This is a genomic window from Pseudomonas sp. AAC, assembly GCF_000725445.1.
Lineage (GTDB): Bacteria > Pseudomonadota > Gammaproteobacteria > Pseudomonadales > Pseudomonadaceae > Pseudomonas > Pseudomonas citronellolis.
Map to the genome: position 1 here is coordinate 749,591 of NZ_KL647096.1, position 15,646 is coordinate 765,236.

At 64.3% G+C, this 15,646-nt stretch carries 16 protein-coding genes; 14 read left to right on the plus strand and 2 right to left on the minus strand.

What is annotated here, in order from left to right; genetic code table 11:
* Positions 1–7 precede the first annotated feature (7 nt).
* Both dnaN and dnaA read right to left on the minus strand, forming a co-directional pair.
* Positions 8–1,114, minus strand: a complete 1,107-nt coding sequence (gene dnaN / locus FG99_RS13155; RefSeq protein ID WP_043270138.1) for a DNA polymerase III subunit beta — start codon at positions 1,112–1,114, stop codon at positions 8–10.
* A 37-nt stretch (positions 1,115–1,151) separates the two neighbouring features.
* Positions 1,152–2,720, minus strand: coding sequence for a chromosomal replication initiator protein DnaA (gene dnaA, locus FG99_RS13160; protein ID WP_009614445.1), 1,569 nt, complete (start codon positions 2,718–2,720; stop codon positions 1,152–1,154).
* A 540-nt stretch (positions 2,721–3,260) separates the two neighbouring features.
* Here dnaA and rpmH point away from each other — a divergent pair.
* The 14 genes from rpmH to FG99_RS13225 all read left to right on the plus strand — a co-directional run bounded on the left by rpmH (position 3,261) and on the right by FG99_RS13225 (position 15,640).
* Positions 3,261–3,395, plus strand: coding sequence for a 50S ribosomal protein L34 (rpmH, locus tag FG99_RS31325; protein ID WP_003100258.1), 135 nt, complete (start codon positions 3,261–3,263; stop codon positions 3,393–3,395).
* Positions 3,396–3,409: 14 nt separating this feature from the next.
* Positions 3,410–3,817 (plus strand): ribonuclease P protein component, encoded by a 408-nt coding sequence (rnpA, locus tag FG99_RS13165; protein WP_009614437.1) that lies wholly within the window; start codon positions 3,410–3,412, stop codon positions 3,815–3,817.
* Complete coding sequence (yidD, locus tag FG99_RS13170) at positions 3,810–4,058, plus strand: membrane protein insertion efficiency factor YidD (RefSeq protein ID WP_043270141.1); 249 nt, start codon at positions 3,810–3,812, stop codon at positions 4,056–4,058. Before rnpA ends, yidD begins: the two co-directional genes overlap by 8 nt.
* A 2-nt stretch (positions 4,059–4,060) precedes the next feature.
* Complete coding sequence (gene yidC, locus FG99_RS13175) at positions 4,061–5,812, plus strand: membrane protein insertase YidC (RefSeq protein WP_009614436.1); 1,752 nt, start codon at positions 4,061–4,063, stop codon at positions 5,810–5,812.
* 67 nt (positions 5,813–5,879) lie between these two features.
* Positions 5,880–7,247, plus strand: coding sequence for a tRNA uridine-5-carboxymethylaminomethyl(34) synthesis GTPase MnmE (mnmE, locus tag FG99_RS13180; RefSeq protein WP_043270144.1), 1,368 nt, complete (start codon positions 5,880–5,882; stop codon positions 7,245–7,247).
* A gap of 185 nt (positions 7,248–7,432) precedes the next feature.
* On the plus strand, positions 7,433–8,476 hold the full coding sequence (locus FG99_RS13185; RefSeq protein ID WP_043270146.1) for a PDDEXK nuclease domain-containing protein: 1,044 nt from the start codon (positions 7,433–7,435) through the stop codon (positions 8,474–8,476).
* A gap of 594 nt (positions 8,477–9,070) precedes the next feature.
* A complete protein-coding gene (gene mnmG / locus FG99_RS13190; RefSeq protein ID WP_043270148.1) occupies positions 9,071–10,963 on the plus strand; it encodes a tRNA uridine-5-carboxymethylaminomethyl(34) synthesis enzyme MnmG in 1,893 nt (630 codons plus the stop codon).
* Positions 10,963–11,637 (plus strand): 16S rRNA (guanine(527)-N(7))-methyltransferase RsmG, encoded by a 675-nt coding sequence (gene rsmG / locus FG99_RS13195; RefSeq protein WP_043270150.1) that lies wholly within the window; start codon positions 10,963–10,965, stop codon positions 11,635–11,637. The genes mnmG and rsmG overlap by 1 nt, the downstream gene beginning before the upstream one ends.
* On the plus strand, positions 11,630–12,418 hold the full coding sequence (locus FG99_RS13200) for a ParA family protein (protein WP_009614427.1): 789 nt from the start codon (positions 11,630–11,632) through the stop codon (positions 12,416–12,418). The genes rsmG and FG99_RS13200 overlap by 8 nt, the downstream gene beginning before the upstream one ends.
* Positions 12,419–12,435: 17 nt before the next feature.
* The gene (locus tag FG99_RS13205; RefSeq protein ID WP_043270152.1) at positions 12,436–13,308 is read left to right on the plus strand and encodes a ParB/RepB/Spo0J family partition protein; all 873 of its coding nucleotides are present in this window, start codon (positions 12,436–12,438) and stop codon (positions 13,306–13,308) included.
* A 149-nt stretch (positions 13,309–13,457) separates the two neighbouring features.
* Complete coding sequence (locus FG99_RS13210) at positions 13,458–13,865, plus strand: F0F1 ATP synthase subunit I (protein ID WP_009614423.1); 408 nt, start codon at positions 13,458–13,460, stop codon at positions 13,863–13,865.
* A gap of 16 nt (positions 13,866–13,881) precedes the next feature.
* Positions 13,882–14,751 carry a F0F1 ATP synthase subunit A gene (atpB, locus tag FG99_RS13215; RefSeq protein ID WP_009614414.1) on the plus strand — a complete coding sequence of 290 codons (870 nt, stop codon included), beginning with the start codon at positions 13,882–13,884 and terminating at the stop codon, positions 14,749–14,751.
* Positions 14,752–14,860: 109 nt separating this feature from the next.
* On the plus strand, positions 14,861–15,118 hold the full coding sequence (gene atpE, locus FG99_RS13220) for a F0F1 ATP synthase subunit C (protein WP_003457994.1): 258 nt from the start codon (positions 14,861–14,863) through the stop codon (positions 15,116–15,118).
* Positions 15,119–15,169: 51 nt separating this feature from the next.
* Positions 15,170–15,640 carry a F0F1 ATP synthase subunit B gene (locus FG99_RS13225; protein ID WP_009614410.1) on the plus strand — a complete coding sequence of 157 codons (471 nt, stop codon included), beginning with the start codon at positions 15,170–15,172 and terminating at the stop codon, positions 15,638–15,640.
* Positions 15,641–15,646 lie beyond the last annotated feature (6 nt).

Here is a 15,646-nt window from a genome sequence, read left to right on the forward strand (position 1 = left end):
GTGAAGGTCAGAGACGCATCGGCATGACGACGTAAGCGGAGTCGTCGTTGTCGGCTTCCTGCAGCAGGGCGCTGCTGTTGGCGTCGGAGAGGATCATGCGAACCTGCTCGGTGCCCATCACGCCCAGTACGTCCAGCAGGTAGCTGACGTTGAAGCCGATTTCCAGGCTGCCGCCGTTGTAGTCGACCTGCACTTCTTCTTCCGCTTCCTCCTGCTCCGGGTTGTTCGCCTGGATCTTCAGCAGGCCGGAGGTCAGTTGCAGGCGAATGCCGCGGTACTTCTCGTTGGAGAGGATCGCGGTACGGCTGAAGGCCTCGCGCAGCAGTTGGCGGTCACCGATCACCAGCTTGTCGCCGCCCTTGGGCAGCACGCGCTCGTAGTCGGGGAACTTGCCGTCCACCAGCTTGGAGGTGAAGGTGAACTCGCCGGTGGTGGCGCGGATGTGGTGCTGGCCGAGGACGATGTCCACCTGGCCGTCCTGCTCGGTGAGCAGGCGCGCCAGTTCCAGGATGCCCTTGCGCGGCACGATGACCTGGTGGCGGTCCTGGGCTTCCGGCACGCCGCCGGTGAACGAGCACATGGCCAGGCGGTGGCCGTCGGTGGCCACGGCGCGCAGGGTGCCGCTGGAGACTTCCAGCAGCATGCCGTTGAGGTAATAGCGCACGTCCTGCTGGGCCATGGCGAAGCTGGTGCGGTCGATCAGGCGGCGCAGCTTGCTCTGCACCAGGCTGAAGGTCAGCGAGCCCGGGCCTTCCTCCACGGAGGGGAAGTCGTTGGCCGGCAGCGTCGACAGGGAGAAGCGGCTACGGCCGGCCTTCACCAGCAGCTTCTGCTCGTCGACGCGGATGTCGATCAGCGCGTCGCTGGGCAAGCTCTTGCAGATGTCCATGAGCTTGCGCGCCGGGACGGTGATCTCGCCCGGTTCGGCCGGCTCTTCCAGGGTGACGCGGCCAATCAGTTCGACCTCGAGGTCGGTACCGGTCAGCGACAGCTGCTGGCCCTGGACCACCAGCAGTACGTTGGACAGAACCGGCAGCGTCTGGCGGCGTTCGACCACACCAGCGACCAGTTGCAGGGGTTTCAACAGAGCTTCGCGTTGAATGGTGAAATGCATGGTCTAATCCCTTGCCTCGTGGGGCTGCAGCTTGGCCTCAGGTGGTCAGCGTACGCAGCAGGTTCTTGTAGTCCTCGCGGATGTCCGCGTCGGATTCCTTCAGTTGAGCGATCTTACGACAGGCGTGCAGCACCGTGGTGTGGTCCCGACCACCGAAAGCCACGCCGATCTCCGGCAGGCTGTGGTTGGTCAGTTCCTTGGACAGGGCCATGGCCACCTGGCGCGGACGCGCCACCGAGCGCGAACGGCGCTTGGACAGCAGGTCGGCGATCTTGATCTTGTAGTACTCGGCGACGGTGCGCTGAATGTTGTCGATGCTGACCAGCTTGTCCTGCAAGGCCAGCAGGTCCTTCAGCGACTCGCGGATCAGCTCGATGGTGATCGGCCGGCCCATGAAGTGGGAGTGGGCGATCACCCTTTTCAGGGCCCCCTCAAGCTCGCGCACGTTGGAGCGGATGCGCTGGGCGATGAAGAAGGCCGCGTCGTGCGGCAACTCCACCTTCGCCTGCTCGGCCTTCTTCATCAGGATGGCCACGCGGGTTTCCAGTTCCGGCGGCTCCACCGCCACCGTCAGGCCCCAGCCGAAGCGCGATTTCAGGCGCTCTTCCAGGCCTTCGATCTCCTTCGGGTAGCGGTCGCTGGTGAGGATCACCTGCTGGCCGCCTTCCAGGAGGGCGTTGAAGGTATGGAAGAACTCTTCCTGGGAACGCTCCTTGCGGGCGAAGAACTGAATGTCGTCGATCAGCAGGGCGTCCACCGAGCGGTAGAAGCGCTTGAACTCGTTGATGGCGTTCAGCTGCAGGGCCTTGACCATGTCCGCGACGAAGCGCTCCGAATGCAGGTACACGACCTTGGCGTTCGGGTTCTTCTTCAGCAGGTGGTTGCCCACGGCGTGCATCAGGTGCGTCTTGCCCAGGCCCACGCCCCCATAAAGGAAGAGCGGGTTGTAGCCGTGCTTGAGGTTGTCCGCCACCTGCCAGGCCGCGGCGCGGGCCAGCTGGTTGGACTTGCCCTCGACGAAGTTCTCGAAGGTGAAGGTGCGGTTCAGGTAGCTGGTGTGCTTGAGCGCGCCCTCCACCTGCACGTTGCGCTCGGTGCGCACCGCCGGCGCCGCAGGCATGGCCGCTGCGGCGGCCAGCGGGTCGATGCTCGGGCTGGACTCGTCGATGTCGGGCATCGGCTCCTGCACGTTGAGCTGCATCTGTTGCACGCGGCTGGCCGCTTCGGCCTGGGCCGGTGCCTCGGCCTGGTAGGCCTGGGCCTTGGCTGCGCGCACCTGCGCCGGCGAGGGCGGCGGGGTGATGGTCGGCGCGGGCATCGCGTGGCTCTGCGGCATCAGCGCAGGACGCGGGGCCCGGCTGCGGCGGCTGCCGATGAGCAGCGAGAGGGCGGGAATCTGCCCATTGCCACGCTCACCCAGCAGTTCGAGCAGACGCCCCATGTATTTTTCGTTGACCCAGTCCAACACGAAGCGGTTCGGTGCGTAGACACGCAGCTCCTCGCCCTCGGCCTCGACCTGCAGCGGCCGGATCCAGGTGTTGAATTGCTGGGATGGCAGCTCGTCGCGGAGCAATTCCACGCACTGCTGCCAGAGTTCCACGGACACGGGTATCCCCCAGGAGATTGGAAAGGAATGGAACGAAAAGGAAAGCGCAATTGTAGCCGTGCGCTAGCGACTTATCCACATGAGAAATCAACAAGTGGGCAAGCAAAATCAAGGCCTTAATGATGGCACATGGCAACAGCCGGCGCACCCTGAAAGTTGTGGATAACCCTTGCGCCGATGGGGGATGAACCAGGCTGGAAAGCTGTTGAGAACTTCCGCTGTGGACAAACCGGTCTTTCTTCCCCAGATTATCCACTGCCGCCGCACAGGAGGGTCACCGCTTCTCGACACCTTCGTCAAATCCGCCATACCGCGGAAACAGTGGCCGGAATTGACTTATCCACAGATCTGGCGCTCCCCAGTAACAATCGCTTTCACCATCTTTTAAGAAACCTTTTCCTTGCTTTCTATTTCTGCAGAAAGCCGCTGGGCAATTACCGGCTGGTTGGAAATTGACCTGCACCGGTGTTTTCACTAGAATCGCCGGTCTCTTTAAACGGGGTCCCTGCGACCTCAGGTCATCAATCCAGGTACCGAACAATGAAACGTACTTTCCAACCCAGCACTCTCAAGCGCGCTCGCGTCCACGGTTTCCGCGCTCGCATGGCCACCAAGAACGGCCGTCAGGTTCTGTCGCGTCGTCGCGCCAAGGGCCGCAAGCGTCTGACCGTCTGATTCGCCCGGCACAGGTGGTGAGTCGAGGATTCGACCGGGAAAAGCGTCTTCTGACAGCCCGGCACTTCACAGCGGTCTTCGACTCCCCCAGCGCCAAGGTTTCCGGTAAGCACGTCCTGCTGCTGGCGCGCGAAAACGCTCTGGATCACCCCCGCCTCGGCCTGGTGATCGGCAAGAAGAACGTCAAGCTCGCCGTCGAGCGCAACCGCCTCAAACGCCTGATCCGCGAATCGTTCCGGCACAACCAGGAAGCCCTGGCTGGCCTGGACATCGTGGTCATTGCGCGCAAGGGGTTGGGTGAGTTGCAGAACCCCGAACTGCACCAGCAATTCGGCAAGCTCTTCAAACGCCTGCTGCGCAACCGACCCCGGCCGGAAAGCGCAACCGAACCTCCGGGGGTCGCCGACAGTTCCCATGCGTAGACTGGCGCTGCTTCTCATCCAGTTTTACCGCTACGCCATCAGCCCCTTGATGGCCAGTCACTGTCGCTTTCACCCCAGCTGCTCCTGCTACGCGTACGAAGCCATCGAACACCATGGCTTCCTGCGCGGCGGCTGGCTGGCCCTGCGTCGCCTGGGCCGCTGCCATCCCTGGCATCCCGGTGGCTATGATCCCGTGCCGCCCGCCACTTCCAAGCACCGCCCATCCTCGACGGCCGAGTAACCATGGACATCAAACGCTCGATCCTCATCGTCGCCCTGGCTATCGTGTCCTATGCGCTGGTTCTCCAGTGGAACAAGGACTACGGTCAGCCTGAACTGCCGGCCCAGACCGCGTCGTTCAACCAGCAGCCCCAAGGCCTTCCGGACACTTCCGTGCCGGCCGGCGGCACTGCCAGCGCCGACGTACCGACCGCCCAGAGCGGCGAAACCGGGCTGCCCAGCGCCCAGCAACCGGCAGCCGCCAACGGCCAGCTGATCCAGGTGAAGACCGACGTCCTCGACCTGGCCATCGACCCGCGCGGTGGCGACGTGGTGCAACTGGGCCTGACCCAGTACCCGATGCGCCAGGATCGCCCGGACCTGCCCTTCGCCCTGTTCGAGCATGGCCAGCGCACCTACCTGGCGCAGAGCGGCCTGACCGGCACCGACGGTCCGGACGCCGCCGTCGCCGGCCGCCCGCTGTACAGCAGCGCCAAGCCCCAGTACCAGCTGGCCGATGGCCAGGACCAACTGGTGGTCGATCTGAACTTCGCCCGCGACGGTGTCAGCTACATCAAGCGCTTCACCTTCCACCGCGGCCTGAAGACCGACTGCAGCGACAAGGAAAAGGCGCAGAAGAAGCTCGACTGCATCAACCCGAACGCCTACCAGATCGACGTCACCTACCTGATCGACAACCAGAGCGCCAAGCCCTGGAGCGCCTCGCTGTTCGCCCAGCTCAAGCGTGACGCCAGCGCCGATCCGTCGTCCACCACCGCCACCGGCGTGTCCACCTACCTGGGCGCCGCGGTCTGGACCCCGGAGAAGCCCTACGTGAAAGTGTCCATGAAGGACATGGACAAGGAGCCCTTCAAGCAGACCCTGCAGGGCGGCTGGGTAGCCTGGCTGCAGCACTACTTCGTCACCGCCTGGGTGCCCGCCAAGGGCGACACCCACAACGTGATGACGCGCAAGGACGCCCAGGGCAACTACATCGTCGGCTTCACCGGCCCGACCCTCAGCGTGCCCGCCGGCGCCAAGGGTGAGACCAGCCTGACCCTGTATGCCGGTCCCAAGCTGCAGAAGTACCTGGGCGAGCTGTCCCCGGGCCTGGAGCTGACCGTCGACTACGGCCCGCTGTGGTTCATCGCCCAGCCGATCTTCTGGCTGCTGCAACACATCCACGGCCTGGTCGGCAACTGGGGCTGGTCGATCATCCTGCTGACCATCGTCATCAAGCTGGCCTTCTTCCCGCTGTCCGCCGCCAGCTACAAGTCGATGGCGCGCATGCGTGCCGTTTCGCCGAAGATGGCCGCGATCAAGGAACAGCACGGCGACGATCGCCAGAAGATGTCCCAGGCGATGATGGAGCTGTACAAGAAGGAGAAGATCAACCCGCTGGGCGGCTGCCTGCCGATCCTGGTGCAGATGCCGGTGTTCCTCTCCCTCTACTGGGTACTGCTGGAAAGCGTCGAGATGCGCCAGGCCCCGTGGCTGGGCTGGATCACCGACCTCTCGGTGAAGGATCCGTTCTTCATCCTGCCGATCATCATGGGCGCCACCATGCTGGTCCAGCAGATGCTCAACCCGACCCCGCCGGACCCCATGCAGGCCAAGGTGATGAAGCTGATGCCGATCGTCTTCACCTTCTTCTTCCTGTGGTTCCCGGCCGGCCTGGTGCTGTACTGGGTGGTCAACAACTGCCTGTCCATTGCCCAGCAGTGGTACATTACCCGGCAGATCGAACGCGCCACGAGCAAGGCCAAGGCCGCCTGATCCCCGCGCTGTCGAACCACCTTCAGAACGCCCCCTCGTGGGGCGTTCTGCTATCCGGAGGAACGCCATGAACGCAGCCCGTGAAACCATCGCCGCCGTCGCCACCGCCCAGGGCCGGGGCGGCGTGGGTATCGTCCGCGTCTCCGGGCCGCGGGCGCTGCCCATCGCCATCAGCCTCAGCGGCCGCGAGCCGCAGCCGCGCTTCGCCCACTACGGGCCCTTCTACGACGACGAAGGCGAGGTGATCGACGAAGGCCTGCTGCTGTTCTTCCGTGGGCCGAACTCCTTCACCGGCGAGGACGTGGTGGAACTGCACGGCCACGGCGGCCCGGTGGTGCTGGACATGCTCCTGCAGCGCTGCCTGGAGCTGGGTTCGCGCCAGGCGCGCCCCGGCGAGTTCAGCGAGCGCGCCTTCCTCAACGACAAGCTCGACCTGGCCCAGGCCGAGGCCATCGCCGACCTCATCGAGGCCAGCTCGGCCCAGGCCGCGCGCAACGCCGTGCGCTCGCTGCAGGGCGAATTCTCGCGACGCGTGCACCAGCTCACCGAACAACTGATCCAGCTGCGCATCTACGTCGAGGCGGCCATCGATTTCCCCGAGGAGGAAATCGACTTCCTCGCCGATGGCCACGTGCTGTCGCAGCTCGACAAGGTCCGCGCCGAGCTCGCCGGCGTGCTGCGCGAGGCCGGCCAGGGCGCGCTGCTGCGCGACGGCATGACGGTGGTGATCGCCGGCCGCCCCAACGCCGGCAAGTCCAGCCTGCTCAACGCCCTGGCCGGGCGCGAGGCGGCCATCGTCACCGACATCGCCGGCACTACCCGCGACGTGCTGCGCGAACATATCCACATCGACGGCATGCCGCTGCACGTCGTGGACACCGCCGGCCTGCGCGACACCGAGGACCATGTGGAAAAGATCGGCGTGGAACGCGCCCTCAAGGCCATAGGCGAGGCCGACCGGGTGCTGCTGGTGATCGACTCCACCGCACCGGAGGCTGCCGATCCCTTCGCCCTCTGGCCGGAATTCCTCGACGAGCGCCCGGACCCGGCGCGGGTCACCCTTATCCGCAACAAGGCCGACTTATCCACAAGCCCAGTAGGCATCGAGGAAAGCGCCGACGGCCACGTCACCCTGACCCTCTCCGCACGCTCCGGCGACGGCCTGGACCTGCTGCGCGAACACCTGAAGGCCTGCATGGGCTTCGAACAGACCGCCGAAAGCAGCTTCAGCGCCCGCCGCCGCCACCTGGAAGCCCTGCGCCAGGCCGGCCAGCACCTCGACCACGGCCACGCCCAGTTGCTGCTCGCCGGCGCCGGCGAACTGCTCGCCGAGGACCTGCGCCATGCCCAGCAGGCCCTGGGTGAGATCACCGGGGCGTTCAGCTCCGATGATCTGCTGGGGAGGATCTTCTCCAGTTTCTGTATCGGGAAGTGATGTAGCGCCGGCCCTGCTGCGGCTCTACCGCCTTTGAGAAAATTCCGGCCACATCCAGGACAGCAAGAAGGGAACAGTGCGAGATAGTCGCCACACTGCCGGCAGCGTGGCGCGATGTGACGATCATGCGGATGCCGAAGCTGTGGATATCTGAATGAGCGCCCTCCGCAGGGAGCGACATCGCCATGACCGACAAGCCGACCTCCCTTTCCAACGCCCCGCAAGGCTATGCCGACTGGCTGGCCGACGTGAAGGGCCGCATCCACGCGGCGCAGCAGCGCACCGCCCTGGCGGTCAACCGCGAACTGGTGCAGCTCTATTGGCAGATCGGCCGCGACATTCTGCAACGACAGGCCGAGCAAGGCTGGGGCGCGAAGGTGATCGAGCGGCTGGCACATGACCTGCGCACGGCCTTTCCGAACATGAAGGGTTTTTCCCGCGCCAATCTGATGTACATGCGCGCCTTCGCCGAGGCCTGGCCAGACACCGAAATTGTCCAACAGGTTGTTGGACAATTGCCCTGGGGCCACAACCTGGTCTTGTTGAGCAAGCTGAAGGAGCGCGAAGAACGCCTGGCCTATGCCCGTGCCGCCATCGAGCATGGCTGGTCGCGCAATGTGCTGAACATCCATATCGAAACCCGTCTGCTGGAACGCACCGGCAAGGCCGTGACCAACTTCGAGGCCCACCTGCCCAAGGCGCAATCCGACCTGGCCATCGAGTCGTTGAAAGACCCGTACCGCTTCGATTTCCTGGGGCTTGGCGAACAGGCTCAGGAGCGCGAGATCGAGCAGGCGCTGGTGCAGCACGTCACCGACTTCCTGCTGGAACTGGGCGCGGGCTTTGCCTTCGTCGGCCGGCAGGTGCTGCTGGAAGTGGGTGGCGAGGAGTTCTTCATCGACCTGCTGTTCTATCACCTCAAGCTGCGCTGCTACGTGGTGATAGAGCTCAAGGCGGGCAAGTTCAAGCCGGAACACCTGGGGCAACTGAGCTTCTACCTGACGGCTGTGGATCGCCAGGTGAAGCACGAACACGACAGCCCCACCATCGGCCTGCTGTTGTGCAAGAGCCACAACAAGGTGGTGGCCGAATACGCCCTGGGCGACAAATCGCAGCCCATGGGCATTGCCGAATACAAGCTGCTGCAATCGCTACCGGAAGAACTCCGGACCAGCCTGCCCACGATCGAGCAGATCGAGCGGGAACTCGGCGGCCCCGCCGGGGAATGAGCGACACCTGCGACGGGGCGACCTCCTGGCCCCACAGCTTCATTTATCCACACCACGCATTCCCTGTGGATGATGTGCGTAAGCCCCTATTTCCTGTCTATTTTTCCAACCTGGTGTGGACCGTAGCAGGCAAAAAGAACGATCAGTACCGCGTGAAATCTGGCCCGTAGATGACTATTCACACGGCGCCCTGAACCCTGTGGAAAACTACCGTATAGCTACGTAGACAACCCAGTGGCCAAAACCGGGGATAACCGGCATGTGCATAACCCTGCATTCCATGCACAGGTGTTCAACCGGAAGTGCCCTGCTTCCGGACACCTTCGGCACAGGTTTATCCTTCGCTGTAAATCTCGTTCCAGAAGGCCTCGAAGCACTTATCCACAAAAATTGTCCACACCAAACATAATCACTAGCTCTAAAAAGATTTAAAAATTCCCTCTCTCTTTATTTTGTGAATGAAGCATTCCCTCGTGTGACGCACGAAGGGCCGATTGGCTACTTTTCATACAGGTCCCTTCAATCGGCAGGGCTAAGCCCCTATACTGTGCGGCTCTCTTTTTCTTTCCCTGATCGACAGGCACGAGGTGCGTGGTGGATTTCCCTTCCCGTTTTGACGTGATAGTGATCGGCGGTGGCCATGCCGGCACGGAGGCCGCGCTGGCGGCCGCACGCATGGGCGTGAAGACCCTGCTGCTCACCCACAATGTGGAAACCCTGGGCCAGATGAGCTGCAACCCGGCCATCGGCGGTATCGGCAAGAGCCACCTGGTCAAGGAAATCGATGCCCTGGGCGGCGCCATGGCGCACGCCACCGACAAGGGCGGCATCCAGTTCCGCGTGCTCAACAGCCGCAAGGGCCCCGCCGTGCGCGCCACCCGCGCCCAGGCCGACCGCGTGCTGTACAAGGCCGCGGTGCGCGAGATCCTGGAGAACCAGCCGAACCTGTGGATATTCCAGCAGGCCTGCGACGACCTGATCGTCGAGCAGGACCAGGTGCGCGGCGTGGTGACTCAGATGGGTCTGAAATTCCACGCGGACCAGGTGGTACTGACCGCCGGCACCTTCCTCGGCGGACTTATCCACATCGGCCTGCAGAACTACTCCGGCGGCCGCGCCGGTGATCCGCCGGCCATCGCCCTGGCCAGGCGCCTGCGCGAACTGCCGCTGCGCGTCGGCCGCCTGAAGACCGGCACGCCGCCGCGCATCGACGGCCGCAGCGTGGACTTCTCGGTGATGACCGAGCAGCCCGGCGACACCCCGATCCCGGTGATGTCCTTCCTCGGCAGCAAGGAAGAGCACCCGGCCCAGGTCAGCTGCTGGATCACCCACACCAACGCGCGCACCCACGAGATCATCGCCGCCAACCTCGACCGCTCGCCGATGTACTCCGGCGTCATCGAGGGCATCGGCCCGCGCTACTGCCCGTCGATCGAGGACAAGATCCACCGCTTCGCCGACAAGGACAGCCACCAGGTATTCCTCGAACCCGAGGGCCTGACCACCCACGAGCTGTACCCCAACGGCATCTCCACCTCGCTGCCGTTCGACGTGCAGCTGCAGATCGTGCGTTCCATCCGCGGCATGGAGAACGCCCACATCGTGCGCCCGGGCTATGCCATCGAGTACGACTACTTCGACCCGCGCGACCTGAAGTACAGCCTGGAGACGAAAGTCATCGGCGGCCTGTTCTTCGCCGGCCAGATCAACGGCACCACCGGCTACGAAGAGGCCGGCGCCCAGGGCCTGCTCGCCGGAGCCAACGCCGCGCTGCGCGCCCAGGGCCGCGAGGCCTGGTGCCCGCGCCGCGACGAGGCGTACATCGGCGTGCTGGTGGACGACCTGATCACCCTGGGCACCCAGGAGCCCTACCGCATGTTCACTTCGCGCGCCGAGTACCGGCTGATCCTGCGCGAGGACAACGCCGACCTGCGCCTGACCGAGAAGGGCCGCGAGCTGGGCCTGGTCGACGACCGCCGCTGGGCGGCCTTCGAGGCCAAGCGCGAAGGCATCGAGCGCGAGGAACAGCGCCTGAAGAGCACCTGGGTGCGGCCGAACACCCCGCAGGGCGACGCCATCGCCGAGCGCTTCGGCACTCCGCTGGCCCATGAGTACAACCTGCTCAACCTGCTGGCCCGCCCGGAAATCGACTACGCCAGCCTGGCCGAAGTGACCGGCGCCAGCGCCGAGGACCCGCAGGTCGCCGAGCAGGTGGAGATCCGCACCAAGTACGCCGGCTACATCGACCGCCAGCAGGAAGAGATCGCCCGCCTGCGCGCCAGCGAGGACACCCGCCTGCCTGTGGATATCGACTACACGGGCATCTCCGGGCTGTCCAAGGAAATCCAGAACAAGCTCGGCCAGGCCCGCCCCGAGACACTCGGCCAGGCCGGGCGCATCCCCGGTGTCACCCCGGCGGCCATCTCGCTGCTGCTGATCCACCTGAAGAAACGCGCTAGCGGCCGCCAACTGGAGCAGAGCGCCTGATGTCCCAGGTCACCCAAGCCCACGCCGACGAGCTCGTGCGTGGCGCCGCGGCGCTCGGCGTCGAACTCGACGAAGCCGGCCGCCAGGGCCTGCTCGCCTACCTCGCCCTGCTGGCGAAGTGGAACAAGGCCTACAACCTCACCGCGGTGCGCGACATCGACGAGATGGTCTCGCGCCACCTGCTCGACAGCCTCAGCGTCGTCCCGCACTTCCTCGCCGCCGGCGGCGAGCGCTGGCTGGACGTGGGCAGCGGCGGCGGCATGCCCGGCATCCCGCTGGCCATCCTGTTCCCGGGCAAGCGCCTGACGCTGCTCGACAGCAACGGCAAGAAGACCCGCTTCCTCACCCAGGTGAAGCTGGAACTGAAACTGCACAACCTGGAAGTTATCCACAGCCGGGTCGAGGCCTACCAGCCGGACCGGGCATTCAACGGCATCGTCTCCCGGGCCTTCAGCAGCCTGGAAGACTTCTGCAACTGGACCCGCCACCTCGGCGACGGCGAGACCCGCTGGCTGGCGATGAAAGGCGTGCACCCGGAGCAGGAGCTGACGGCACTCCCGGAAGATTTCCGGGTCGAAGCCGAGCACGCCCTCAGCGTGCCGGGTTGCCAAGGCCAGCGGCATCTGCTGATACTGCGCCGGAGCATGACGGGGACGGGGGAAAACCATGGCTAAGGTATTCGCGATCGCCAACCAGAAGGGCGGTGTCGGCAAGACCACCACCTGCATCAACCTCGCCGCCTCGCTGGTCGCCACCAAGCGCCGCGTGCTGCTGATCGACCTCGATCCACAGGGCAACGCCACCACCGGCAGCGGTGTGGATAAGTTGTCCCTGGAATACTCCATCTACGACGTGCTCACCGGCGAGGCCGACCTGGCCCAGGCCATGCAGTTCTCCGAGCACGGCGGCTACCAGATCCTCCCGGCCAACCGCGACCTCACCGCCGCGGAAGTGGTGCTGCTGGAGATGGACATGAAGGAGCACCGCCTGCGCCAGGCCCTGGCCCCGGTGCGCGAGAACTACGACTACATCCTCATCGACTGCCCGCCGTCGCTGTCGATGCTCACGGTCAACGCCCTGTCCGCCGCCGACGGCGTGATCATCCCCATGCAGTGCGAGTACTACGCGCTGGAAGGCCTGACCGACCTGATGAACAGCATCCAGCGCATCGCCGAGCGTCTGAATCCGACGCTGAACATCGAGGGCCTGCTGCGGACCATGTACGATCCGCGCATCAGCCTGACCAACGACGTCAGCGCGCAGTTGCAGGAACACTTCGGCGACAAGCTCTACACCACCGTGATCCCGCGCAACGTGCGACTGGCCGAGGCGCCCAGCTTCGGCATGCCGGCGCTGGTCTACGACAAGCAATCGCGCGGGGCCATGGCCTACCTGGCGCTGGCCGGCGAACTCTCGCGCCGCCAGCGCGCCGCCCGCAAAGCCGCCACCGCATGACCCATTAAGGAACCCGCATGGCCGTTAAGAAACGAGGTCTCGGACGCGGGCTGGATGCCCTGCTCAGTGGCTCCAGCGCCGCCACCCTGCAGGAAGAGGCCGTCCAGGCGGACAGCAAGGAACTGCAGCACCTGCCGCTGGACCTGATCCAGCGCGGCAAGTACCAGCCGCGCCGCGACATGGACCCCCAGGCTCTGGAAGAGCTGGCCCTGTCCATCAAGGCCCAGGGGGTGATGCAGCCCATCGTGGTGCGCCCCGTCGACAAGGGCCGCTACGAGATCATCGCCGGCGAGCGCCGCTGGCGCGCCACCCAGCAGGCCGGCCTGGACACCATCCCGGCGCTGGTGCGCGAGGTGCCGGACGAAGCCGCCATCGCCATGGCGCTGATCGAGAACATCCAGCGCGAGGACCTCAACCCCCTCGAGGAAGCCGTCGCGCTGCAACGCCTGCAGCAGGAGTTCCAGCTGACCCAGCAGCAGGTCGCCGACGCCGTCGGCAAGTCCCGCGTCAGCGTGGCCAACCTGCTGCGCCTGATCGCCCTGCCCGAGGAGATCAAGACGCTGCTTTCCCACGGCGACCTGGAGATGGGCCATGCCCGCGCGCTGCTCGGTTTGCCCGAGGCGCGGCAGGTGGAAGGTGCGCGACATGTTGTCGCACGCGGCCTCACCGTGCGCCAGACCGAGGCACTGGTGCGCCACTGGCTCAACGCCCCCAGCGAACCTGCCAAGGTGGTCAAGTCCGACCCCGACATCAGCCGCCTGGAACAGCGCCTGGCCGAGCGCCTGGGCGCTCCGGTGCAGATTCGCCACGGCCAGAAGGGCAAGGGGCAACTGGTGATCCGCTACAACTCGCTGGACGAGTTGCAAGGGGTTCTGGCCCACATCCGCTAAGACCATCGTCTGTGTAGCGATAGTCGGAAATCACTACCCGGCTGTTGAATGGGTATGCCCGGCCCCCTATACTCTGCGCGCAATTTTGTCGGCACAAAGTATGCCAAGTTGTTGATTTGCGAAGCCGACGCCAGAGGACTTTGAGACAGATGGAACCCAGCAAGCCGAACCGCCTGCCCTTCCATCGCCAACCGGCCTTGCGCCTGTTGCTCGTCCAGCTGGCCGTAGTGCTTCTGGGGGCTGCCGTCCTGTTTTTCTCCCGGGGCGTGGTTGCCGGCTATTCTGGTCTGCTCGGCGGACTGATCGCCTGGCTGCCGAACGTTTATTTCGCATACAAGGCGTTCCGCTATAGCGGAGCGCGCTCGGCTCAGATGATCGTCCGCTCCTTCTATGCGGGCGAGGCCGGGAAGCTGGTTTTGACGGCAGTGCTCTTCGCACTGGCGTTCGCAGGTGTGAAGCCGCTGGAGCCCCTGGCTCTGTTCGGCCTCTACCTGCTGACCCTGATGGTCAGCTGGTGCGCACCCCTGCTGATGGGACACACATTTACAAGACCTTAGAGCGATTGAGGCAAACATGGCAGCAGAAAGCGCTTCGGGTTACATCCAGCACCACTTGCAGAACCTGACCTTCGGTCGTCTGCCGGAAGGTGGCTGGGGGTTCGCCCACACAGCCGAACAAGCCAAGGAAATGGGCTTTTGGGCATTCCACATCGACACCCTGGGCTGGTCGGTATTCCTCGGCCTGGTGTTCATCCTGATCTTCCGCATGGCGGCCAAGAAGGCCACCAGCGGTATTCCGGGCGGCCTGCAGAACTTCGTCGAAGTCATGGTCGAGTTCGTCGACGGCAGCGTGAAGGACACCTTCCACGGCCGTAACCCGCTGATCGCACCGCTGGCGCTGACCGTGTTCGTGTGGATCTTCCTGATGAACCTGATCGACCTGGTGCCGGTGGACTTCCTGCCGCTGGCCGCCGCGAAGATCACCGGCAACGAGCACCTGTTCTTCCGCGCCGTGGCCACCACCGACCCGAACGCCACCTTCGGCATGTCCATCGCGGTGTTCGCCCTGATCATCTTCTACAGCATCAAGGTCAAGGGCATCGGCGGCTTCCTCGGCGAGCTGACCCTGCACCCGTTCCACAGCAGCAACATGCTGGTGCAGATCATCCTGATCCCGGTGAACTTCCTGCTGGAGTTCGTCACCCTGATCGCCAAGCCGGTCTCCCTGGCCCTGCGTCTGTTCGGCAACATGTACGCCGGCGAGCTGATCTTCATCCTCATCGCCGTCATGTTCGGCTCCGGCATTCTCTGGCTGGGCGGCATGGGCGTGGTGCTGAACTGGGCGTGGGCGGTGTTCCACATCCTGATCATCACCCTGCAGGCCTTCATCTTCATGATGCTGACCATCGTCTACCTGTCGATGGCCCACGAAGACAGCCACTGATCCAAAGATTCTGACCGCTCCCCGCCACGTCGGCGGGGGCGGAAGGGAAGTTTCACCACCTTAACTTGCTTCAAAACTTAACCAACACGACAGAAAGTCGGGAGGAAAAATGGAAACTGTAGTTGGACTCACTGCTATCGCCGTCGCTCTGCTGATCGGTCTGGGTGCCCTGGGTACCGCCATCGGTTTCGGCCTGCTGGGCGGTAAATTCCTGGAAGGCGCTGCTCGCCAGCCGGAAATGGTTCCGATGCTGCAGGTGAAAATGTTCATCGTCGCCGGTCTGCTCGACGCCGTGACCATGATCGGTGTTGGTATCGCCCTGTTCTTCACCTTCGCTAACCCGTTCATTGCTCAGGTAGCCCAGTAATTTCCGGATTCCGGAAATTCGTGACTGACAACGAACGAGCGAGGTGTTGGCGTGAACATTAATGCAACTCTGATCGGCCAGGCCATTGCGTTCGCCATCTTCGTCATCTTCTGCATGAAGTTCGTATGGCCTCCGGTCATCGCGGCTCTGCACGAGCGTCAGAAGAAGATCGCCGACGGTCTGGACGCAGCCAACCGTGCTGCTCGTGACCTGGAACTGGCCCACGAGAAAGCGGGCCAGCAACTGCGCGAGGCCAAGGCTCAGGCGGCCGAAATCATCGAGCAGGCGAAGAAAAGCGCCAATCAGATCGTTGATGAAGCCCGTGAGCAGGCCCGTGCCGAAGGCGATCGCATGATCGCCCAGGCCAAGGCCCAGATCGAACAGGAACTGAACAGCGTCAAGGATGCCCTGCGTGCCCAAGTGGGTGCCCTGGCCGTGTCCGGCGCCGAGAAGATCCTGGGTGCTTCGATCGATGCCAACGCGCAAAAGCAGCTGGTTGATCAACTGGCCGCCGAAATCTGAGCGAGG